This window comes from Streptomyces sp. NBC_01334 (genome assembly GCF_035983595.1).
GTDB classification, from domain to species: Bacteria; Actinomycetota; Actinomycetes; order Streptomycetales; family Streptomycetaceae; genus Streptomyces; species Streptomyces coriariae.
Map to the genome: position 1 here is coordinate 2,331,282 of NZ_CP130718.1, position 20,497 is coordinate 2,351,778.

20 protein-coding genes are annotated in these 20,497 nt (G+C 72.2%); 12 read left to right on the top strand and 8 right to left on the bottom strand.

The features are described 5' to 3' along the window. Positions 1-23 precede the first annotated feature (23 nt). Positions 24-1,652: a serine/threonine-protein kinase gene (locus OG736_RS10575; RefSeq protein WP_327182204.1), complete on the top strand. Its 1,629-nt coding sequence runs from the start codon at positions 24-26 to the stop codon at positions 1,650-1,652. Positions 1,653-1,665: 13 nt separating this feature from the next. Here the strand turns inward: OG736_RS10575 and OG736_RS10580 are convergent, their stop codons facing one another. Next, the gene (locus OG736_RS10580) at positions 1,666-2,472 is read right to left on the bottom strand and encodes an SGNH/GDSL hydrolase family protein (protein ID WP_327182205.1); all 807 of its coding nucleotides are present in this window, start codon (positions 2,470-2,472) and stop codon (positions 1,666-1,668) included. A gap of 312 nt (positions 2,473-2,784) precedes the next feature. Here OG736_RS10580 and OG736_RS10585 point away from each other — a divergent pair, with 312 nt between their 5' ends. The 6 genes from OG736_RS10585 (at position 2,785) to OG736_RS10610 (ending at position 9,137) form a co-directional block, all read left to right on the top strand. Further along, complete coding sequence (locus OG736_RS10585) at positions 2,785-3,993, top strand: S8 family peptidase (protein ID WP_020128214.1); 1,209 nt, start codon at positions 2,785-2,787, stop codon at positions 3,991-3,993. Between the two features lie 501 nt (positions 3,994-4,494). Further along, complete coding sequence (locus tag OG736_RS10590; RefSeq protein WP_327182206.1) at positions 4,495-5,325, top strand: glycosyltransferase family 2 protein; 831 nt, start codon at positions 4,495-4,497, stop codon at positions 5,323-5,325. Then, entirely contained in the window at positions 5,322-6,320 is a 999-nt protein-coding gene (locus tag OG736_RS10595; RefSeq protein WP_327182207.1) for a glycosyltransferase family 2 protein, read from the top strand. Before OG736_RS10590 ends, OG736_RS10595 begins: the two co-directional genes overlap by 4 nt. After that, positions 6,317-7,102 (top strand): polysaccharide deacetylase family protein, encoded by a 786-nt coding sequence (locus tag OG736_RS10600; RefSeq protein ID WP_327182208.1) that lies wholly within the window; start codon positions 6,317-6,319, stop codon positions 7,100-7,102. Before OG736_RS10595 ends, OG736_RS10600 begins: the two co-directional genes overlap by 4 nt. Positions 7,103-7,246: 144 nt before the next feature. After that, positions 7,247-8,341, top strand: a complete 1,095-nt coding sequence (locus tag OG736_RS10605; protein WP_327182209.1) for a DUF5925 domain-containing protein — start codon at positions 7,247-7,249, stop codon at positions 8,339-8,341. Between the two features lie 16 nt (positions 8,342-8,357). Beyond that, entirely contained in the window at positions 8,358-9,137 is a 780-nt protein-coding gene (locus tag OG736_RS10610; RefSeq protein ID WP_327182210.1) for a DUF72 domain-containing protein, read from the top strand. 59 nt (positions 9,138-9,196) lie between these two features. Here the strand turns inward: OG736_RS10610 and OG736_RS10615 are convergent, their stop codons facing one another. Then, a complete protein-coding gene (locus tag OG736_RS10615) occupies positions 9,197-9,565 on the bottom strand; it encodes a GntR family transcriptional regulator (protein ID WP_327182211.1) in 369 nt (122 codons plus the stop codon). Positions 9,566-9,660: 95 nt separating this feature from the next. On the opposite strand from OG736_RS10615, the gene OG736_RS10620 reads away from it, so the two are divergent. Both OG736_RS10620 and OG736_RS10625 read left to right on the top strand, forming a co-directional pair. Beyond that, a complete protein-coding gene (locus OG736_RS10620; RefSeq protein ID WP_327182212.1) occupies positions 9,661-10,587 on the top strand; it encodes a GNAT family N-acetyltransferase in 927 nt (308 codons plus the stop codon). Beyond that, on the top strand, positions 10,568-11,071 hold the full coding sequence (locus tag OG736_RS10625) for a ribonuclease FAU-1 family protein (RefSeq protein ID WP_327182213.1): 504 nt from the start codon (positions 10,568-10,570) through the stop codon (positions 11,069-11,071). Before OG736_RS10620 ends, OG736_RS10625 begins: the two co-directional genes overlap by 20 nt. Before the next feature lie 91 nt (positions 11,072-11,162). On the opposite strand, the gene OG736_RS10630 is transcribed toward OG736_RS10625, so the two are convergent. Beyond that, positions 11,163-11,777, bottom strand: a complete 615-nt coding sequence (locus tag OG736_RS10630) for a class I SAM-dependent methyltransferase (RefSeq protein ID WP_327182214.1) — start codon at positions 11,775-11,777, stop codon at positions 11,163-11,165. 140 nt (positions 11,778-11,917) lie between these two features. Between OG736_RS10630 and OG736_RS10635 the strand changes: the two genes are divergently transcribed. Beyond that, positions 11,918-12,052, top strand: coding sequence for a hypothetical protein (locus OG736_RS10635; RefSeq protein WP_107085289.1), 135 nt, complete (start codon positions 11,918-11,920; stop codon positions 12,050-12,052). Between the two features lie 12 nt (positions 12,053-12,064). Here the strand turns inward: OG736_RS10635 and OG736_RS10640 are convergent, their stop codons facing one another. Further along, the gene (locus OG736_RS10640) at positions 12,065-12,526 is read right to left on the bottom strand and encodes a GNAT family N-acetyltransferase (RefSeq protein WP_327182215.1); all 462 of its coding nucleotides are present in this window, start codon (positions 12,524-12,526) and stop codon (positions 12,065-12,067) included. A gap of 151 nt (positions 12,527-12,677) precedes the next feature. Between OG736_RS10640 and OG736_RS10645 the strand changes: the two genes are divergently transcribed. After that, on the top strand, positions 12,678-13,730 hold the full coding sequence (locus OG736_RS10645; protein WP_327182216.1) for a lytic polysaccharide monooxygenase auxiliary activity family 9 protein: 1,053 nt from the start codon (positions 12,678-12,680) through the stop codon (positions 13,728-13,730). A 76-nt stretch (positions 13,731-13,806) separates the two neighbouring features. Here OG736_RS10645 and OG736_RS10650 read toward each other — a convergent pair whose 3' ends face one another. Beyond that, positions 13,807-14,676, bottom strand: coding sequence for an esterase/lipase family protein (locus tag OG736_RS10650; protein WP_327182217.1), 870 nt, complete (start codon positions 14,674-14,676; stop codon positions 13,807-13,809). Positions 14,677-14,850: 174 nt separating this feature from the next. Further along, positions 14,851-15,294: a MarR family winged helix-turn-helix transcriptional regulator gene (locus tag OG736_RS10655; protein WP_327182218.1), complete on the bottom strand. Its 444-nt coding sequence runs from the start codon at positions 15,292-15,294 to the stop codon at positions 14,851-14,853. A 138-nt stretch (positions 15,295-15,432) separates the two neighbouring features. On the opposite strand from OG736_RS10655, the gene OG736_RS10660 reads away from it, so the two are divergent. Then, entirely contained in the window at positions 15,433-15,807 is a 375-nt protein-coding gene (locus OG736_RS10660) for a cupin domain-containing protein (RefSeq protein WP_327182219.1), read from the top strand. Between the two features lie 22 nt (positions 15,808-15,829). On the opposite strand, the gene OG736_RS10665 is transcribed toward OG736_RS10660, so the two are convergent. Beyond that, on the bottom strand, positions 15,830-16,798 hold the full coding sequence (locus tag OG736_RS10665) for a DNA polymerase Y family protein (RefSeq protein ID WP_327182220.1): 969 nt from the start codon (positions 16,796-16,798) through the stop codon (positions 15,830-15,832). Beyond that, the gene (locus OG736_RS10670) at positions 16,795-20,346 is read right to left on the bottom strand and encodes a DNA polymerase III subunit alpha (protein WP_327182221.1); all 3,552 of its coding nucleotides are present in this window, start codon (positions 20,344-20,346) and stop codon (positions 16,795-16,797) included. The genes OG736_RS10665 and OG736_RS10670 overlap by 4 nt, the downstream gene beginning before the upstream one ends. Positions 20,347-20,497 lie beyond the last annotated feature (151 nt).

A 20,497-nucleotide genomic window follows, 5' to 3' on the forward strand; every position in this document is an offset into this window, starting at 1 on the left:
ACGAAGAGCGAAATGGGGGCGCGGTGTCCGAAGAACCGGGCAGTGAACGTCTGATCGCGGGCCGCTACCGCCTGCTGACCCCGCTGGGCGAGGGCGGCATGGGCACGGTGTGGCGGGCCCGTGACGAGGTGCTGCACCGCGAGGTCGCCGTCAAGGAGGTGCGTGCACCGCACGGACTGGCGGCCTCGGACGTCGAGCGGATGTACGCACGGCTGGAGCGCGAGGCCTGGGCCGCGGCCCGGGTCGCGAACCGGAACGTCGTCACGGTGTACGACGTGGCCACCCAGGACGGGCGGCCGTGGATCGTCATGGAGATCGTGCGCGGGATCTCCCTCGCCGAGCTGCTGGACGCCGAGGGGCCGCTCGAACCGGCCCGGGCCGCGCACATCGGCGCCGAGGTGCTGTCCGCGCTGCGGGCCGCGCACGAGGCCGGAGTGCTGCACCGGGACGTGAAGCCGGCGAACGTGCTGATGTCGAACGACGGCCGGGTCGTGCTCACCGACTTCGGTATCGCGACCGTCGAGGGCACCTCCGCGCTGACGATGACCGGCGAGGTCATCGGCTCACCCGAGTTCCTCGCGCCGGAGCGGGCGCTGGGGCGCACCCCGGGGCCCGAGTCGGACCTGTGGTCGCTGGGCGTGCTGCTGTACGCGGCGGTGGAGGGCAACTCGCCCTTCCGCCACGACACTCCGCTGAGCACCCTGCGCGCGATCGTCGACGAGGAGCTGCCGCCGCCGCGCCGGGCCGGGCCGCTCGCGCCCGTGATCGAGGGCCTGCTGCGCAAGGATCCGGCCGAGCGGCTGCCGGCCGACCGGGCCGAGCAGGACCTGCGGCTCGTCGCGGCGGGCGGTGCCCCTCGCGGCGGCGACACGGTCCGTTCCACGCCACCGGCGCCGTTCGCGCCGTATCCGCCGACGGTCTCGACCCCGGCCGAGCCGTTCCGTCAGGAGCCGCCGTCCCCGACCCCGCCCCGGTCCTGGTCGGCCGCCCCGGCGACGACGACCGGCTCGGCGGAGCCGCCCCGGAGCCGACGCGCCGGTGTGGTCCTCGTGACCGGTGTGGTGGTGCTGGCGCTGGCCGTCGCCGGGCTGACGTACGGGCTGCTGAACCGCGACGACGGCGGCGGCGGCGACGCCGACGGTGGCGGGGTCACCAACAGCGCCACGGATGTGGTGAGTTCGCCTCCGACGCAGCCGGAGAAGAGCGAGGAGGCCAGCGAGTCGCCGAGCCCGAGCCCGAGCGAGAGCGAGAGTTCCGAGGCTCCGGCACAGACCGTCTCGGTCACCGTCGCCGGCGCGCACACGGACTACTCGGGCAGCTGTCCGCCACCGGACGGGGACGCGCCCGCCTTCACCGCGACGATCACGGTGGGGCGACTGCCCGCGACGGTGTCCTACCGCTGGGTGTCTGAGGACGGTGAGCTCTCCGGGCAGACCTGGAAGACGCTCGACTTCGCGTCCGGCGGCGGGAAGTCCAAGCAGGACCAGGTGATCGTGTCGACGTACGCCGAGAGCGGGACGTACCAGAACTCGATCGCCGTCGAGGTCCGCGATCCGGTGAAGACGACGTCCAACTCGGTGCCGTTCTCGGTCACCTGCGAGACGGAGACCCCGACGGACGGGGCCTCCCCCTCACCTTCTGCCTCGGAGTGACGGAGCTGACGGATCAGGCGGCGCTGTTCAGGACCGGCAGGTAGCCACCCGACTGGCCGGACGCGGTCGGGTGGTACGACTCACCGATGTTCAGCCAGTTGAGGCTGTGCAGCCAGGAGCTGCCGGAGCAGATCTCGTGGCCGTTGAACGGGGTGCGGACGTCGCCGAAGACGAAGCCGTGGGCGGTGGCGCGTCTGGCGGTCGCGGCGTCCAGGTAGTCGGCCGCGTTGTTGATGGCGGAGCGCTTGGTCTCGGACAGGCCCAGGCAGACCGTGCCGAGCTTGTAGAAGCGGGGGTAGCCGATGACGACCACGCGCGCGTTGGGCGCCTTGGCGCGGATCGAGGAGTAGACGGTGTCGAGTCTGCCGGGGAGCGTCGAGTCGACGTAGGCCCTGGCCGTGTTGATGCGGGACAGACAGGTGCTGTCGGAGCCGGTGACGCAGGTCGTCATGACGTCGGCGAAGCCCGCGTCGTTGCCGCCGACCGTGATGGAGACCAGGCCGGTCGAGGAGTTCAGGCCGCCGAGCTGACTCGCCAGTACTTCATCCGTTCGCGCGCCCGAACAAGCCGCGAAGGTGAACGACGAGGGGGCGTGGGCGGCGTTCCAGAGGTACGGATACGCCTTGGTGCTGCGCTTGCAGTTGCCGCTGGAGCCGATGTAGCTGCCCGCGCCGACACCGGAGGAGTAGGAGTCCCCCAGCGCCACATAGCCACCTGTGGCCGCGAGTTGGGCGCCCTGCGCCGAGGCCGCCCCGGTGAGGGCGGTGCCGAGGGCGAGGAGGAGTGAGCTCACGAATACGACAAGTCGGGAACGTCTCATGGAACCTCCCTTAGCAGGATCTCTGCCACAACGTTCGTAGCAACTACGCGTGTTGACGGGAAGTGTCCATGCCAAGACTTTCTGGCCCCTATCGGGATCGTTCACACCCCTTCGTGGGGCTGATGTTGCGTGGGCATGTCAAGGTTGTTGACAGCCCCTCAACTCCCTTGTTCTACGCACGTAGACGGCCGAGGCTTTACCTCAGCCGCGAACGGAACGCGACGTTCGAGGCCGTGTGCGCGACCGCGCGCACTCCCCCACAGCCGTGCGCCCGACCCAGGCGCGGGCTGCCTAGAGGAGGACTCCCTCGTAATGGCACAACTGCGTAGCAACAAGGCCCGCATAACCGCCGCCGCCACCGTGGCGGCCGCCGCCCTCGTCGGCGGGCTCACCGCGCTCCCCGCCCAGGCCGCACCGGCCGAGGGCAAGGTCCTCGCGGCCGGCTCCCCCACCGCCGTCAAGGACAGCTACATCGTCACCCTGAAGTCGCAGGCGGGCTTCAAGGCGTCCTCGGCCACCGGCAAGAACCTCGTCAAGGGCTACGGCGGCACCGTCGGGAAGACGTTCGGCTCCGCGCTGAACGGCTACACCGCCACCCTCTCCGCCACCGAGGCGAGGAGACTCGCCGCGGACCCGGCGGTCGCCACCGTCGAGCAGAACCAGACCGTCCGGGTGAGCGACACGACGCAGTCGAGCGCCCCCTGGGGCCTGGACCGCGTCGACCAGACCTCGCTCCCGCTGTCCGGCACGTACACCTACCCGGACACCGCCGGCAGCGGCGTCACCGCGTACGTCATCGACACCGGCGTCCGCATCACCCACTCCCAGATCAGCGGCCGGGCCTCCTACGGCTACGACGCCGTCGACGGCGACACCACCGCCTCCGACGGCAACGGTCACGGCACCCACGTGGCCACGACGATCGCGGGCTCCACCTACGGCGTCGCCAAGAAGGCGAAGATCGTGGCGGTGCGGGTGCTCGACAACGCCGGTTCCGGCACCACCGCGGGCGTCATCGCAGGCATCGACTGGGTCACGAACAACCACTCGGGCCCCTCGGTCGCCAACCTCTCGCTCGGCGGCGGCGCGTCCACCACGCTGGACACCGCGGTGCGCAACTCCATCGCCAGCGGTGTCACCTACGCGGTGGCGGCGGGCAACAGCAGCGCCAACGCCTCCTCGTACTCCCCGGCCCGCGTCACCCAGGCCATCACCGTCGGCGCCACCACCAGCACCGACGCCAGGGCCAGCTACTCCAACTACGGCTCGGTGCTGGACATCTTCGCCCCCGGCTCCTCCATCACCGCGGGCTGGTACACCAGCGACACCGCCACGAACACCATCTCCGGTACGTCGATGGCGACCCCGCACGTCGCGGGCGCGGCCGCCGTCTACCTGGCGGGCCACACCTCGGCCACCCCGGCCCAGGTGGCCACGGCCCTGGTGAACGGCGCGACCTCGAACGTGGTCACCAGCCCGGGCACCGGCTCACCGAACAAGCTCCTCAAGATCGTCCCGTGACCCCCGCGGAACGCGCCGCACTGATCTGAACCACCGTTCCCCGGAGGCCTCCGCGGCCCCCGGGGAACACTTTTGTTCGCTCCCGTGACCGTTCCTGTGCCGGTTCCTTTCGAAGGGACGCATCATTCTGTAACGGTCAAACGAACAAAAAGGTAAGTGAGCCGCCAAGGGCTTGCCATCCGGGCGTAATCATCAATACCGTCATACATCTCACTCGCATCGGACCGTCGGCAACGGCTCCAGGGGAGGGCTCAGGGACCGCGGCGGTATCGGGGCGGGAGCGCGGTAGGGGGGTGCCGTGCTCGGTGACCGCACTGGTGACCGGGCCGTGCCGCGCGCGGTCGGCTGCCGTCCTTCGACGGTGGCCGGTCAGTTCTGCCAGCTCACCCGTGTCTGCGCGGAGATCACTCCGCCATGGGTGAGAAACCCCCCTTTCGAACCGGACGTGGATTCCGGGCCGCCCAGGGGAGGGCGGCCCACCGGACGAGAGGGACCAGACTCATGAGTTCCGTTCTGCAACCGGCGACACCGGGCCAGGATCTCGAAAGCCCGTCGACCGTCGGCAAGTACCGGCCCATCTCCTCTCACCTGGCCATCGCGCCACCGGTGAGCGTGGTCATCCCCGCGATGAACGAGGCCGAGAACCTTCCGTACGTGTTCAAGACCCTGCCGGACTGGATCCACGAGGTGGTCCTGGTCGACGGCAACTCCACCGACGACACCGTGCAGGTCGCGCGTGGTCTGTGGCCAGGCGTCAAGGTCGTCGGACAACAGGGCCGCGGCAAGGGCGACGCCCTGATCACCGGCTTCGAGGCGTGCAGCGGCGACATCATCGTGATGGTCGACGCGGACGGCTCGGCCGACGGCAACGAGATCGTGTCGTACGTCTCCGCCCTCGTCTCCGGCGCGGACTTCGCCAAGGGCTCCCGCTTCGCCAACGGCGGCGGCACCGACGACATGACCTTCATCCGCCGGCTCGGCAACGGGGTCCTGTGCGCCATCGTCAACCGCAAGTTCGGCGCCCGCTACACCGACCTGTGCTACGGCTACAACGCGTTCTGGCGGCACTGCCTGGACAAGATCGAGCTGGACTGCACCGGCTTCGAGGTCGAGACCCTGATGAACATCCGGGTCGTCAAGGCCGGGCTGAAGGTGCAGGAGATCCCCAGCCACGAGTACCTGCGCATCCACGGCGTCAGCAATCTGCGGGCCGTCCGCGACGGGCTGCGCGTGCTGCGGGTGATCCTCAAGGAGCGGTCCAACCGGCGGGCGCTGCGCCGGCTGGTCCGCCGCTCGCCGATGCTCGACTCGGGCCGGGGAGAGGCGTCTTGAGCACGATCGACGTCTCGGTCGTCATCTGTGTGTACACCGAGGACCGCTGGGAGGACATCCTCGCAGCGGTCGCCTCGGTGCGGGCGCAGACCCACCCGGCCCTGGAGACCCTGGTCGTCGTCGACCACAACCCGACGCTCCTGGACCGGCTGAGGAGCGAGTACAAGGAGACCGGCGGGGTGCGGGTGCTGCCCAACGCGGGCCCGCGCGGTCTGTCGGCCGGCCGCAACACCGGCATCGCCGTCTCCCGGGGCGAGGTCGTCGCCTTCCTCGACGACGACGCCGTCGCCGAGCGGGACTGGCTGCGCCGGTTCGCCGACCCGTACTCCGATCCCCGGGTGCTGGCCGTGGGCGGCCGGGCGGTGCCCGTCTGGTCCTCCGGCCGGCGGCCCGACTGGTTCCCCGAGGAGTTCGACTGGGTGGTGGGCTGCTCCTACCGGGGCCTGCCGCCCGGCCGGGTCAGGGTGCGCAACATCCTCGGCGGGAACGCCTCCTTCCGGCGTACCGCGTTCGACTTCGTGGGCGGTTTCGCCACCGGCATCGGACGCGACGGCAGCAAACGCCCGATGGGCGGCGAGGAGACGGATCTGTGCATCCGGCTCAGCCGCGCGAGACCCGACGCGATCCTGCTGATGGACGACCGCGCGGTGATCCACCACAAGGTGCCCGAGGCGCGCGAGCACTTCGGGTACTTCCGCACGCGCACGTACGCCGAGGGCCTGTCCAAGGCGCTCGTCGCGCGCAGCGTCGGCGTCGACAAGGGGCTGGAGTCCGAACGCCGGTACGCCACCCGGGTGTTGCCGGCCGGTGTGGTCCGCGGACTGCGCGATCAGCTGCTGGCCCGGCCCGGCGGGGCCCGGCGGGCGGCCGCGATCGTCGCCGGGGTGCTGACGGCGGCCGGCGGGTACCTGGTCGGCACCGTGCGGGCGCGGCGGGCCGGAACGACGTTCGCCGTGGTGCCGATCCGGGTGGACCAGGTGGAGCGGGCCGCATGACGGGGGCGGGCGTACCGATCCTCATGTACCACGCGGTGGCCGCCGACCCGAACGCCGCCACCCGCACCCTCTCGGTCACGCCCGAGGCGTTCGCCGAACAGATGGCGGTGCTCGCCGAGCGGGGGCTGACCCCGCTCACCACCGCCGATCTGGCGGCCCGTTGGCGGTCCGGGCGGCCGCTGCCGGGCCGCCCGGTCCTGATCACCTTCGACGACGGCTACGAGGGCGTGCACCGGCACGCCCTCCCGGCTCTGGCCGAGCACGGCTTCCCGGCCACCCTGTTCGTCACCACCGGCTGGGTCCGGGGCGCCCACGACACCGGGGGCGGCCTGGACACCATGCTGGACTGGCGGCAGGTGCGCGCACTGGCGGACAGCGGCGTCGAGATCGGCGGCCACAGCCACACCCATCCGCAGCTCGACCAGCTCGACGACGCCCGGCTGCGCGCCGAGCTGACCCGCTGCCGGGACATCGTCGCCGACGAACTGGGCACCCTGCCCGTGTCGTTCGCCTACCCGTACGGCTACTCCAGCCGCCGGGTGCGCACGGCGGTACGCGGACACGGGTTCGCCCAGGCGCTCGCCGTGGGCAACTCCCTCGCCCACCGCGCCCAGGGGCCGTACGCCCTGCGGCGGGTGACGGTACGGCGCACCACGGACACCGAGGAGTTCGAACGGCTCGTCGACGGCCTGGCGATCGGCCGGACGTTCGCGAGGGACCGGGCGCTCACCAAGGGGTACGCCGTGGTGCGGCGGACCCGCCGGCTCCGGCAACTGGTCTGAGCGGTGGCCCCGGCCGAGCCCGTCGGGGCCACGCGCACCCAGCGGGACCGGTTCCCGGCATCCGGCACGCCCGACACACCGGGCGCACCTCGCGCACTGCGGAAACCGGGTGCGGGCGACGCTCTTGTGCCGGATCATGGCGGCATGTCCGTACCCCCGCACGACGCACTGCCGATCCGGCTCAACGTCGACGACTCCGACTCCCCGTCCGATGTCGTCGACGCGCTGTTCCTCGGCCGCTTCGCGACGGGCGAGCAGCCGTACTCGCACGCGGTGAACATCGACCGCGTGCGCTCCGGCGCGACCCTGCTGCCGCCGCACGCCCGCGTGCTGCGGGTCGCCCGGGACGAGGACCGCAGCGCCACCCTGGCCGAGGGCGACGGCTGGACCCTGCTGGTCTCCCGCTGGAATCGCGGGGCCGACGTCACGGTCACCGCGACCACCGCCGAACTGGCCGCGCAGGTGCTCGACCAGGCAACCGACGGTGCGGCGGACGAACCCGAGCCACAGCCGGAGAACGTGACCATGGGCTTCTGGTACGTCTCCCCGCGGCGCGGCCCGCACCGCACCACCCGGCAGATCTCCGCGGGCACCTGGGACGAGGTGCGCCCCAACTACACGGCGCCCGTCGCCGAGGCGATGGACCACCTGATGGGGACGACCCCGCAGGACATCGCCGGCCGGCTGCTCCTGCTGCACGGCCCGCCCGGCACCGGCAAGACCTCGGCGCTGCGCACGCTGGCCCGCTCCTGGCGGGAGTGGTGCCAGGTGGACTGCGTCCTGGACCCCGAGCGGCTCTTCTCCGACGTCGGCTATCTGATGGACATCGCGATCGGCGAGGAGGACAGCACCGGCAAGGGCCGCTGGCGGCTGCTCCTCCTGGAGGACTGCGACGAACTGATCCGCGGCGAGGCCAAGCACACCGCGGGCCAGGCCCTGTCCCGGCTGCTGAACCTCACCGACGGCCTGCTCGGCCAGGGCCGCAACGTCCTGGTCGGGGTCACGACCAACGAGGACCTGGAGCGCCTGCACCCCGCCGTCGTCCGCCCCGGCCGCTGTCTGGCCCGTATCGAGGTCGGTGGGCTGACCCGCCGGGAGGCGGTGGACTGGCTCGGTACGGAGGAGGGGGTCGGACGCGAGGGCGCGACGCTGGCCGAGCTGTACGCCCTGCGCCGGGGCACCTCCCCGACCTCGCTGCCGGAACCCCGGGGGCGGTCGGACGCGGGACTGTACCTGTAGGTGTTCTGATGGAGGTATGACGCTGTACGTCGGCACGTCCGGCTGGCAGTACAAGGACTGGAAGGGCGTCCTGTATCCGGCCGGCGTGCCCGTGCGGCGGTGGCTGGAGGAGTACACCGGGCACTTCGCCACCGTCGAGATCAACAACGCCTTCTACCGGCTGCCGTCGCGGGAGACGTTCGCGTCCTGGGCCGAGCGCGTCCCGCCGGACTTCGTGGTCGCGGTGAAGGCGAGCCGCTATCTGACCCACATCAAGCGGCTGAAGGACCCCGAGGAGCCGGTACGGCGCCTGATGACGCACGCGGCCGGCCTCGGCGACCGTCTCGGACCGGTGCTGCTCCAGCTGCCGCCGACCCTGCGGGCCGACACCGGGCTCCTGGACGCCTGTCTGTCCTGCTTCCCGTCGGGTACGCGCGTCGCGGTGGAGCCGCGGCACGAGTCGTGGTGGACGCCCGGCGTGCGGGACGTCCTGCGGGCCCGGGGCGCGGCCCTGTGCTGGGCGGACGTCGGCTCCCGCCCCGTCACCCCGCTGTGGCGCACCGCCGACTGGGGGTACGTCCGCTTCCACCAGGGCCGTGCCCACCCCTGGCCGCACTACGGCCGCCGGGCCCTGGAGACCTGGCTGGACCGCATCGCGACGACCTGGTCGGTCGGGGGCGGGCACGACGTCCACGCCTACTTCAACAACGATCCCGGCGGCGCGGCGGTGGAGAACGCGGCGCTGTTCGGGCGGACGGCGCGGCGGGCGGGGCTGAGCGTGACCCGTACGCCGGGCACGCTCGCCGCACACCGCTGATCACCGATCACTGCCGCACACCGCTGAGCACCGTCCGTCCCTGAGCAATCCGCCGCAGATCACCGTTCGTAGGCCGCCCGCAGGGCGTCCCGCACGGCGGCCGAGGCCTGCTCCTCGGTGAGCCCCAGCCGCAGCACCCGCTCGGCGTAGGCCTGCGCGGCACCCGCGGCCTCCCGCTCCGCCGCCGGTCCGGACGCGGCGACGAACGTGCCGTTGCGTCCCCTGGTCTCGATCACCCCGTCCCCCTCCAGCGCCCGGTACGCCTTGGCGACGGTGTTCGCGGCGAGACCGAGCGACTCGGCCAGCCCCCGCACCGTCGGCAGCCGGTACCCGACCGGCAGCGCTCCCGACCGCGCCTGGTCGGCGATCTGCGCCCGCACCTGTTCGTAGGGCGCGGCGCTCTCATCGATGTGGATCTTCAAGGTCACGGGCCGATTGTCCCGCACCCGCCGGGGAACGGGAGTGCGGACGGAGCCGAAAATGGGAGGCAGACAGGCGCGGCCCGACCGTAGCGTGCGCTCACATGACCGTCATCGTGCGCGACCTGCGCCCCGAGACGCCCGCCGACGTCGAGGGCTTCATCCGGGTCCGGCACCGCGCCCTGCCCTATGTGTTCTTCAGCCCGGCCTCCGTGCTGCACGGCCTCTCGCTGTCCCGGCCCGACGCCCACGCCCGCAAGCTGGTCGCCGTGGAGGACGGCGAGATCATCGGCACGGCCCAGCTGGGCCTCGCCCAGGACAGCCCGGAGCCCGGCCAGGGGTCCCTCAACGTGTACGTGGACCCCGCGCGCACCGGGCGCGGCGCGGGCACCCTGCTGGTCCGCACCGCCGAGGAGCATCTGGCGGCCCACGGGGCGAGGAGACTGTTCGCCTGGGTCCTGGACGAGCCGGCCCACCGCGCCTTCGCCGAGCGACACGGTTACCGGTCGAGCCGCTCCGCGCACTTCCTCCGCCTGGACCTGGCCCGCACCGCGCTGCCAGCGCTCCAGGACCCCCCGCCCGGCGTCGAGCTGCGCACGGCCGCCGACTTCGCCGACGACCCGCATCCGCTGTTCGCCCTGGACGCGGAGGCGGGTTCGGACGAACCCGGCGACATCGCGACCGAGTTCACGGACTACGCGGCCTGGGTCGACGAGTACTGGAACCACCCTCACCTGGACCGGGAGCTGACCTCGGTCGCCGTGGCCGACGGCCGCCCCGTCGCCTTCAGCGTGGCGCACACCCACGACGGCCTGTACACCACGGGCATGACCGGCACCGCCCGCGACCACCGCGGCCGGGGCCTGGCCAAGCTCGTCAAGAACGACTCGCTGCACCGGGCCCGAGCCGTGGGGTACCCGGAGGCGTACACGGGCAACGACGCGGACAACGGGCCGATGCTCGCGATCAACAAGTGGTTCGGGTACGAGATCTGCGCGACGGAGGTGCGGCATGTCCGGGAACTCGGCTGAGTCGGCAGGGTCGGTGGACGTCGTCCTCGTCAAGGGCGGCCGGACGAAGATCCGATACGCGGCCGAGCTGCTGTCCGACGACGGCACCCGGATCACCGTGCGCGCCCCCTGGGCCGGGGACGCCGTACGCGACTTCGGCTTCGTCCGCTTCGAGGCGGGTGACGTCTTCACCGAGTACTACTGGCGGGACCGCTGGTACGCGGTGAAGGAGGTCCGCGACGCGACGGGCGCGCTGAAGGGCTGGTACTGCGACATCACCCGCCCGGCCACGCTGTCCGGCGGCGAACTGGTCGTCGAGGACCTCGACCTGGACCTGTGGCGCTCCGCCGACGGGACGGACGTACGGCGACTGGACGAGGACGAGTTCGAGGAGAGCGGGCTGGCGGAGCGGGACCCGGCGGCCGCGGCCGCCGCGGTGACGGCCCTCGACGAGCTGGAGGTGCTGGCCACCGCCGAGGGCGGCCTGGAGTCGCTGCTGGAGTGAGGGGCCGTCGGCCCGCCGCCGTGCGGCGCCGCGTTTCGCAGCACCGCCCTTCACGGCATCGCCGCACGGCACCGCCTCACAGCGCCGCCCCTCACACCGTCGCCACCACCGCGTACCGCTCGTCCGTCACGGCCCCGCCCCACAGCCCCGCGTCCTCCGACAGCCGTTCGACGCGGGCGTGCTCGGTCAGCGGGGCCAGCAGCGCGGTGAGCCGGTCCGCCGGTATGCCGACCGGGGTGACGGTCCCCCATACGCCCTCGACCAGCACGAGCCGCCCGCCGGGTCGCACCAGGCCGCGCCAGTGCCGCAGGACCCGGGCGGGGTCGGGCAGGGTCCACAGCACATGCCGTACCAGCAGGGTGTCGAAGCGCTGCTCGGCGACCGGTGGCGCCGCCGCGTCACCCTGGAGGAACACCGCGTCACGCCCGGCGAGTTTGGCGCGGGCCAGGTCGATCATGGCCGGGGACAGGTCGACCCCCGTCACCCGGTGTCCCTGCTCGGCCGCGAGGAGCGACAGACTGCCGGTGCCGCAGCCGAGATCGAGGAGGTCACAGCCGCGCTCCGGCAGCCAGGCGTGCAGCCGCCGGGCCCAGGCGGCGCGCACCCCGGGGTCACGCAGGCCGTGGTCCGGCTCCTCGTCGAAGGCGGCCGCCGCAGCGTCCCAGTCGACACCCGGCGCGGTCGGTTCGTCACTCTTTTTCCTCATGTGCCCAAGAGTGACACCCACCACTGACAATCGAATCGTGACAGCCGCCACTGACAGAAGGGGGGCCGATGAGGAACTCTCCCCCAAAGGGTCTACCTCCGTGCGAACGCGGAACCCGGTAGCTCCTGAAGGAGGCAGTCATGCGCCGTACGACCGTGCAGAAGCCCCTGAAGAAGACGGACTCCCGCCGGATCCGTGACGAGGTCGAGGAACGGCCCGCCGGCCGCCCCGAGGTGCGCAAGGACATCGCACGCACCTGGTGGCCGGACGGCTGAGCGACGCCGCCTTCAGTCCAGCCGTTTGCGGTAGTGGACGCGGTCGTACGGCCCGTCCACGCGCCGCTCCACGAGCACGTAGCCGTACTTCGGGTAGATCTTCTGGTTCTCCCACATCATCGCGTTGGTGTAGAGCCTGACCTCGGGCAGCCCCAGCGCACGCGCGTGTGCGTCCACGAAGTGCAGCAGCCGCCGCCCGACGCCCCTGCCGTGGGCGTCGGGACGGACGGCGATGCTGTCGAGGAACAGGTGGTCGGTGAACGCCTCGACCACCACGAGGCCGATCACCCCGCCACCGAGCGGGTCGCCGGCCACGAACACCTTCCCCGCGGCCACGTCGGCCGCGTGGTCCGCCTCCATGGGCTGCGGCACCCGCCCGATGCGCTCGATGTAGGGCGTGTACGCCGCGTCCGTCACGGCCTTCACAGCCGGCACGTCGGCCGCCGTTGCGGGCCGGATCTCCTCGCTCGTCATGCCTGAACGCTACCTACCTGATCCCAGTCTCAGCGCTTCCTTAAGGCGACCCTAAAGATCGCCACGAACCGCCCCGAGCAGGCGAATCCGCGGTTTCTTGGTTCCGGCACACATCAGGCCACCACCTGTTCCGGTTCCGAGGAGTTCCCCCATGCCCGCACGCCGCAAGGCCGCCGCCGTCACCTCCGTCGCCTCCGTCGGACTGATCCCGGCGGCCCTGACCCTGCTGTCCGCCGCGCCCGCGGCCGCGCACGGGTCGATGGGCGATCCGGTCAGCCGGGTCGCCCAGTGCTACGCGGAAGGTCCGGAGAGCCCTAAGTCGGACGCGTGCCGGGCCGCGGTCGCGGCGGGCGGGACACAGGCGCTGTACGACTGGAACGGCATCCGCATCGGCGACGCGAACGGCCGTCACCAGGAGCTGATCCCGGACGGCAGGCTGTGCAGCGCGAACAACGAGGAGTTCAAGGGCCTGGACCTGGCCCGCGCCGACTGGCCGGCGACGAGCGTCGGCAGCGGCTCGTACACCTTCAAGTACCGCGTGACCGCCCCGCACAAGGGCACCTTCAAGGTCTATCTCACCAAGGCCGGTTACGACCCCGCCGGGCCGCTGGCCTGGTCCGACCTCGACCTGGAGCACCCGGTGGCGACGGCCACCGACCCGGTCGCGTCGGGCGGCTTCTACACCTTCACCGGGACTCTCCCCGAGCGTTCGGGCAGGCAGCTGCTGTATGCGGTCTGGCAGCGCTCGGACAGCCCGGAGGCGTTCTACTCCTGCTCGGACGTGACGTTCGCGGGCACGAACACGAGCACGGGCACAGGAGCGGGGACCGGTACCGGTACCGCGCCGTCCGCCTCCGCGCCCTCCGAGGAGCAGATCGAGGACGGTGCCGACAAGTCGACGATCGAGCACCACGGTCACGGGGACGACGACGCCACCACGACGACGGACCCGACGACCGACCCGACGACCGGGCCGTCCGCCACGACCGAGCCCTCCGCCGCGGCCGAGTCGCCCGTCACGGCCAACGAGCCGAGCGCGGCAGGTGCCGGTCCGGGTTCGGGCGAGAGCCTCGCGGAGACCGGCGGTGACGGCAGCGCCCCGTATCTCGCGGTGGGCGGCGCGGCCGTCCTGGCGCTGGGCGCTGCGCTGCTGTTCGGGTCGGTGCGCAGGCGCGCGGTGAGCGGCGGACGGCACGGCCGCTGAGCCGCCGTCCCTCCTCGGTACTCCGGGGCCTGACCGGCGGCTCAGGTCGGACAGGCCCCGGCGGAACACCTGCGTGTCAGCTGAAGACGGACGCGCAGGTGGTGGCGGTGGCGTGGGCCGGGTCGAGCGCGTTGGCCACCTCATGGAAGGCGATCCGGTCGAACAGACCGATCGCCAGGTGCTCGGAGAGGTCCACCGGGCACAGGTCCTGGAGCAGGACGTTGTGCACGCCGGACCCGCTGAGGTACTGGGTGCGCCACGGCGTGACCACTTCGTCGTACTTGGTGGCGATGACGGTGTAGCGGACACCGGCGACGGTGTCGCCGCCCGCGTTGAGTTTGGTGAGGAAGGCCGATCCGGCGACCTGGTCGGCGAGGCCGGGGGTGGCGGCCGAGAGGAGGTCCTCGGCGCCCGGGAAGTAGGGCAGCAGGTTGGCGAGTCCGCTCAGTGTGGTGCCGTGGTTGTCGGGGGCGATGCCGACGAGCGCGTTGACCTTGGCGGCTCCGCCGAGGAACTTCAGGTAGTAGCGCGGCATCATGCCGCCCTGTGAGTGGCCGACGAGATCGGCCTCGGCGGCGCCGGTCGCGGCGAGCACCTTGTCGACGAAGGTGGAGAGCTGCGCGGCCGACTTGTCGATGGGGCCGAGGCCGTTGAAGAACGGCACGCCCGGCAGTTGGCCGTAGTCGACGGAGAAGACGCAGTAGCCGCGGACCGTGAGGTAGGGGGCGAGGGCCAGCCAGTTGTCGACCGAGTTGCCGAAGGTGCCGTGCACGAGGACGACGGGGCGGGGGTGGGCGGCGGAGGGCTTGCAGCGGTAGTCGTTCCAGCCACTCGACGAGGCGGTGGCGGCGGAGTCGGCGTGGGCGGCGGTGGCGGGGACGGTGGCGGCCGCGGCGGCCAGCAGCAGTGCGGCGAGTGGTCTGAGCGCGCGTTTCCAGGGCAGCATCGGGTGATCTCCTTGCGGCTCAAGGGAGGATGCGATGGCCTTACGCCCTGTGACCCGGATCACGAGGATGCTGTTCACTCGTCAAGTTACGGGCGAGTAGCTGAACTGTGAAGTTACGCGTCAGTAAAAACTTCCAGTGATAGCCACTGTCGACCCGGGATCACTGATATGCCGTCACCAAGCGGGCCGAATGGGGCCATGAGGGGCGATGCGTGACAACTGGTCGAGCAGCAGGCGCACTTCACCCTCGCCGAGCACGGCGACCCACGCCCGCACCGCCTCGGCGGCCGCCTCCTCCGCCGCCCTGGTGCACTCCCAGCCGCGCTCGGTGAGCACGATCAGCCGGGCCCGCGCGTCCTCGGGGTGCGGCCGGCGCTCGACATACCCCTTCCGCACGAGCTCCTCGACGAGCTGACTCGCCGCCTGCTTGGTGACTCCGAGATGCGCGCCCAGCTCGGTGATCGTGGCGCCGTCCGGGGCGAGCCGGGTGAAGGCGAAGCCGTAGGCGGGCCGCGCCTCGAATCCCCGGGCGAGGACGCCGTCGTTGATGCGCTGGGTGAGCTCGCCCGCGGCGGCGAGCAGGACGGCGGTCAGGGCAAGGGCTTCGGAGTTCTGCACGTCTGCATTGAAACATTCTTGACAGATTGGTCAAGCAGCTTGACCATAGAGCCAAGTAGTCAAGCAGCTTGACCATCTTCGGGTCTGCGTCCGCAGCGACGACGCCCATCGGAAGCCGAAACCGACAGGAGAACACCCATGCCCGTCATCCGTTCGTCCGACGCCGTCACCCACGAGATCCACGGCGCCCGCTTCGTCTCGTACGCCACTCCCCGCACCGGCAGCAAGGAGCTGTGCGCCTGGAGGGGCGAGATCCCCGCCGGGACGAAGGCGCCCGCGCACACCGTCAGCCGGGAGGAGATCTTCCACCTGCTCGTCGGCGAGCTGATCCTCACGCTCGACGGCCGCGCCGAGCGGATCAGGGCGGGCGACACGGTGATCGTCAATCCGGGGGCGACCCTGGCCGTCGAGAACCCGACCGATCACACCGCGCTCTCCTGGGTCACCACGTCCATCGGCCTGGAGGCGGAGCTGACCGACGGGACCCGGATCGCTCCCCTGTGGGCCAACTGACCCCTTTCCGGCCGCCGTCGCCTCACGCCGCCAGCGTCCCGGGCTTCACCGCTTCCGGCCCGAACTTCGCCCGCACCCGGTCGGCCACCTCCTCGATCCGGCGGACCTTCTCGTCCACGGGGTCGAAGGTGAGCTGGTGGGAGGCCTGGTCTGCGGGGCCGAGGGCCTCGGCGCGCAGGGCGATCGCGCGGACCCGGGCGCGCTGGAGACCGAGCGCCTCGTACAGGCCGTACGCCGTTCTCGTCAGGGCCGCCGAGTGCGCTGTCGGCTCCCCCAGAGTGCGGCTGCGGGTGGTCGCCGAGCGGTCGGCGTAGCGCACGGTGAGGGTCAGGGTGCGGCAGACCTTCTCCACGGCGCGCAGCCGGGCGCCCAGTTCCCCGGCGGCCGAGAGAAGCGCGCGGCGATGCCGGTCGGGGTCCAGCTCGTCCCGGGTGAAGGGGCGTTCGGTGGCCAGGGAGCGCGACACGGCGTTCGGTACGACCCGGCCGCGGTCGACGCCGTTCGCTTTGTCGTGCAGTTCCCGGCCCGTCTTCGCGCCGACCAGACGCTGGAGCGTGGACAGGGGGGCGACGGCGACCCGGCCGAGGGTGTCGAGGCCGTACTCGCACAGGGTGCGGGCGGTCGCCGTACCGACACCGGGCAGCGCCACGACGGGCTTCTCGGCGAGGAACTCCCGTACCCCGCCCTCGGGGACCGCGCACGTCACGCCGGGCCGGGCGCCCCGCAGCGCCATGCGGGCCGCCATCGGGCCGGGGCCCGCGCCGATCACGCAGTCGACCCCGTGCAGCGCGAGCGCGCGCACTCTGATCACCGACGCCAGCTCGACCGCGCTGCGCCCGAAGTACCGTTCTGCGCCGCGCAGATCGGCCAGCGCGCCGTCCGGCGGCAACGCCTCGACGACCGGCGTGAAGTCCTCCAGCAGCCCGAGCAGCGCCGGCAGGGCGGCCTCGTCCGTCGAAGGCAGCTGGAAACGTACGCAGAGGATGGTCATCCCGCACTCCCCGGACTCTGGTGCCACAACTTCCTTCCCACCGCGGGCCCTTCGCCCGCGGGGCGCAGATCGGCCCAGGGGTGCATCTCGTACCCCGTGGGCATGCGGATGCGACGCTGTTCCCTCGCGTCCTGGGCGGCCGAGCCCGCCGGTGCGGGCAGCCCCTCCGAACCGGCGAGCCGGCCGCGCGCCGGGCCGTCGCCGTCGCCACCCGCGTCCGGGGCGCCGCCGGGGTCGGCCAGCCGGGCCGCGACCCCTTCCAGCCCCTCGTCCCGGCGCACCTCCAGCAGTTCGGCGAGATTCCAGGCGGCGGCGCCCACCACGCTGAGACTGCGCGGGCCGCGCCGCTGCACCACCCCGCGCACCAGCAGCAGCCAGGAGTGGAAGACGGTGTGCGCGCAGGCGTCGTGGGAGTCGTCGAAGAAGGCCAGGTCGACCAGGCCGGTGCCGTCGTCCAGGGTGGTGAAGATGACCCGCTTGCCGGACCGGATCGGCGGGGTCTGGGTGGCCGCCTTGGCACCCGCCACGAGAACCGTCTCGCCGTGCCGGGTGTCGCGCAGCCGGCGCGCCGACAGCACGCCCAGTTCGTCGAGGAAGCTCCGGTGGTCGTCCATCAGATGGCGCGAGGCGTCCATGGACAGCACACCCAGTTCGGCGCTGAGCTTCTCGGCGGAGGACAGGTCGGGCAGCCCGGCCGGGGTGGTCTTCCGCCCGCCGGCCAGCGGGAGTTGACCGCCGCCCGCACCCCGGGCCCCCCGGTGCAGTTCGGTCAGGTGCAGTTGCAGATCGCGCCGGTTGGCGCCGAACGCGTCCAGCGCGCCGACCTGTGCGAGCCGCGCGGCGAGCGGACGGCTCGGCCGCGCCCGTTCCCAGAAGTCCAGCAGCGAGGCGTACGGCTGCCCGTCCGCGATCCGTGCCGCCTCGGCCTCGGTGACGCCGTACACGTCGGAGAGGGCGAGCCGCAGCCCCCATACGCCGGAACCGGATGGATCAGAGCCCGCACCGGAGGAATCAGACCCTGAATCAGACACCAGTTCGATACGGTGAGCGACCGCCGACCTGTTCACGTCCAACGGCAGCACCGGCACCCCCCGCCGCCGCGCGTCCGCCAGCAGCAGCCGCTTCGGGTACATCCCGGGGTCATGGGTGAGCAGCCCGGCATAGAAGGCGGCGGGGTGGTGCGCCTTCAGCCACGCCGACTGGTACGTCGGCACGGCGAAGGCGACCGCGTGCGCCTTGCAGAAGCCGTACGAGCCGAACGCCTCGATGATCTCCCAGGTCCGCTGAATCGTTTCTGCGTCATATCCGCCGGCCGCCGCGTGCTGGGCGAACCACACCTTGATCCGCCCCTGCGACTCCGGGTCCGACAGCCCGCGCCTGACCCGGTCCGCCTCACCGCGCCCGCAGCCGGTCATGACGGCGACGATGTCGATGATCTGCTCGTGGAAGACGACGACCCCGTAGGTGTCCCGCAGCGGCTCCGCCAGATCCGGGTGCGGATACCGGACCGGCGCCCGCCCGTGCCGCGCCTCGATGAACGGCCGCACCATGTCGGCGGCGACCGGCCCGGGCCGGAAGAGGGAGATGTCAACGACGAGATCGTGGAAGGTGGCCGGCTGCAACCGCCCCACCAGGTCCCGCTGGCCCGGCGACTCGATCTGGAAGCACCCCAGCGTCTCGGCGGACCGGATGAGCCGGTACGTCGCCGGGTCGCCGCCCTTCAGCGTGTCCAGGTCGATCCGCTCCCCCGTCGCCCGCTCCACCTCGCCCACCGCGTGCGCCATCGCCGACTGCATCCGCACACCCAGCACGTCCAGCTTGAGCAGCCCGAGGTCCTCGACGTCGTCCTTGTCGAACTGGGCCATGGGGAACCCCTCGCCGCTGGTCGGCATGACCGGCGTACGGGAGAGCAGGGAGGCGTCGGAGAGGAGCACCCCGCACGGATGCATGGCGACTCCGCGCGGGAGGGCGTCGAGAGACTCGACCAGCTCCCAGAGCCGCCCGTACCGCTCCTTCTCCCCCGCCAGCGACCTGAGTTCGGGCAGTTCCTCCAGCGCCGCCCGGGCGTCGCGCGCCCGGATGTGCGGGAAGGACTTGGCGATGCGGTCGATGTCGGCCGGGTCCATGGACAGGGCCGCGCCGACGTCCCGGATGGCGTGGCGGACCCGGTACGTCTCCGGCATCGCGACCGTCGCGACCCGCTCGGTGCCGAACCGGCCGATGATCGCCCGGTAGACCTCCAGCCGGCGCGCGGACTCCACGTCGATGTCGATGTCGGGCAGCACGACCCGCTCCTTGGACAGGAAGCGCTCCATCAGCAGCCCGTGCTCGACCGGGTCGGCGTTCGCGATGCCGAGCAGATGGTTCACCAGCGATCCCGCGCCGGAGCCGCGGGCCGCGACCCGGATGCCCATCCCCCGCACGTCGTCCACGACCTGGGCGACCGTCAGGAAGTACGAGGCGAAGCCGTGGTGGGCGATGATGTCCAGCTCCCGGTGCATCCGCTCCCAGTAGGCGCGCTTGCCCGAGTGGCCGCGCAGCACCATCCCGGCCGCCGCCCGGGAGGCCAGTGTCCGCTGGGCGGTCCGGCGGCCCGCGCCGACGAGGTGCGGCTCGGGGAAGTGAACGGCGCCCATGCCGAGGTCGTCCTCGGGGTCGACCAGGCACTCGGCGGCCGTCGCCCGCGTCTGTTCCAGCAGACGGTGCGCGGTGTCGCGCCGGTAGCCCGCGGCCTCGACGATCCGCTCGGCCGTGCGCAGCATCGCGCCCGCGTCCTTGAGCCAGGCCTCACCGGAGTCCAGCCCTTTCGCCGGGTCGACCGGGACCAGCCGCCGGGCGGCGTCCAGCACGTCCGCGACCGGGCCCTGGCCGGGGTCGGCGTACCGGACGGCATTGCTGAGGACGGGCCGGATCCGCTGTTCGGCGGCGAAGCCGACGGTGCGGGCGGCCAGCCGCAGGGAGCCGGGTCCGGTGCCGGTGCGCCCGTGCCAGACGGCCTCCAGCCGCAGGGCGTCGCCGTACACCTCCCGCCAGGGGGTGAGGAGCTTCGCCGCGCGGTCCGGCCGGCCCGCGGCGAGCGCGCGGCCGACGTCGGAGGCGGGGCCGAGCAGGACGGTCAGGCCCGCGCCGTGGTTCTCGGCCCAGGGCAGTACCGGGGCGCCCTCGCTCTCGTGCGCGGCCGTGACGATCCGGCACAGGTCGCCCCAGCCCCGGGCGCCGTCGCGGGCGAGGAAGGTGACACGGGGTGTCGACTCGTCGATGAAGGCGCCGCCGCGCACGGGGGTGCGGCGCCTGTCCCGTCGTACGGACGCGTCGCCCTGCGGCCGCTCGGGGGGCGCCACCGCCAGGTCCACTCCGAACAGCGGGCGCACACCCGCCTTCGCGCAGGCCTTGGCGAAGCGGACCGAGCCGGCGAGGGTGTCGCGGTCGGTGAGGGCGAGGGCGTCCATTCCCCGCTCCGAGGCGCGCTCGGCCAGCCGTTCCGGGTGCGAGGCGCCGTAGCGCAGGGAGAACCCGGAGACGGTGTGCAGATGCGTGAACCCCGACATCCGCACCTCCCGTGAATCGAACATCAGTTCCCAACTGACCCACCCCCACCATAGACCAATTTCCGAACGTCTGTACGACAGCCGTTCGGGCGCCTCCCACCTGCGGAAACACCCCGCGCCCCGGACCGCGGGAACATGACACCGACCACCG

What these genes read in the sequence shown, in the direction of transcription:
- OG736_RS10580 (WP_327182205.1), bottom strand. Translation starts at nt 2,472, where the DNA reads ATGAGACGTTCCCGACTTGTCGTATTCGTGAGCTCACTCCTCCTCGCC.
- OG736_RS10585 (WP_020128214.1), top strand. Translation starts at nt 2,785, where the DNA reads ATGGCACAACTGCGTAGCAACAAGGCCCGCATAACCGCCGCCGCCACC.
- OG736_RS10590 (WP_327182206.1), top strand. Translation starts at nt 4,495, where the DNA reads ATGAGTTCCGTTCTGCAACCGGCGACACCGGGCCAGGATCTCGAAAGC.
- OG736_RS10600 (WP_327182208.1), top strand. Translation starts at nt 6,317, where the DNA reads ATGACGGGGGCGGGCGTACCGATCCTCATGTACCACGCGGTGGCCGCC.
- OG736_RS10605 (WP_327182209.1), top strand. Translation starts at nt 7,247, where the DNA reads ATGTCCGTACCCCCGCACGACGCACTGCCGATCCGGCTCAACGTCGAC.
- OG736_RS10610 (WP_327182210.1), top strand. Translation starts at nt 8,358, where the DNA reads ATGACGCTGTACGTCGGCACGTCCGGCTGGCAGTACAAGGACTGGAAG.
- OG736_RS10620 (WP_327182212.1), top strand. Translation starts at nt 9,661, where the DNA reads ATGACCGTCATCGTGCGCGACCTGCGCCCCGAGACGCCCGCCGACGTC.
- OG736_RS10625 (WP_327182213.1), top strand. Translation starts at nt 10,568, where the DNA reads ATGTCCGGGAACTCGGCTGAGTCGGCAGGGTCGGTGGACGTCGTCCTC.
- OG736_RS10630 (WP_327182214.1), bottom strand. Translation starts at nt 11,777, where the DNA reads ATGAGGAAAAAGAGTGACGAACCGACCGCGCCGGGTGTCGACTGGGAC.
- OG736_RS10635 (WP_107085289.1), top strand. Translation starts at nt 11,918, where the DNA reads ATGCGCCGTACGACCGTGCAGAAGCCCCTGAAGAAGACGGACTCCCGC.
- OG736_RS10640 (WP_327182215.1), bottom strand. Translation starts at nt 12,526, where the DNA reads ATGACGAGCGAGGAGATCCGGCCCGCAACGGCGGCCGACGTGCCGGCT.
- OG736_RS10645 (WP_327182216.1), top strand. Translation starts at nt 12,678, where the DNA reads ATGCCCGCACGCCGCAAGGCCGCCGCCGTCACCTCCGTCGCCTCCGTC.
- OG736_RS10650 (WP_327182217.1), bottom strand. Translation starts at nt 14,676, where the DNA reads ATGCTGCCCTGGAAACGCGCGCTCAGACCACTCGCCGCACTGCTGCTG.
- OG736_RS10660 (WP_327182219.1), top strand. Translation starts at nt 15,433, where the DNA reads ATGCCCGTCATCCGTTCGTCCGACGCCGTCACCCACGAGATCCACGGC.
- OG736_RS10665 (WP_327182220.1), bottom strand. Translation starts at nt 16,798, where the DNA reads ATGACCATCCTCTGCGTACGTTTCCAGCTGCCTTCGACGGACGAGGCC.
- OG736_RS10670 (WP_327182221.1), bottom strand. Translation starts at nt 20,346, where the DNA reads ATGTCGGGGTTCACGCATCTGCACACCGTCTCCGGGTTCTCCCTGCGC.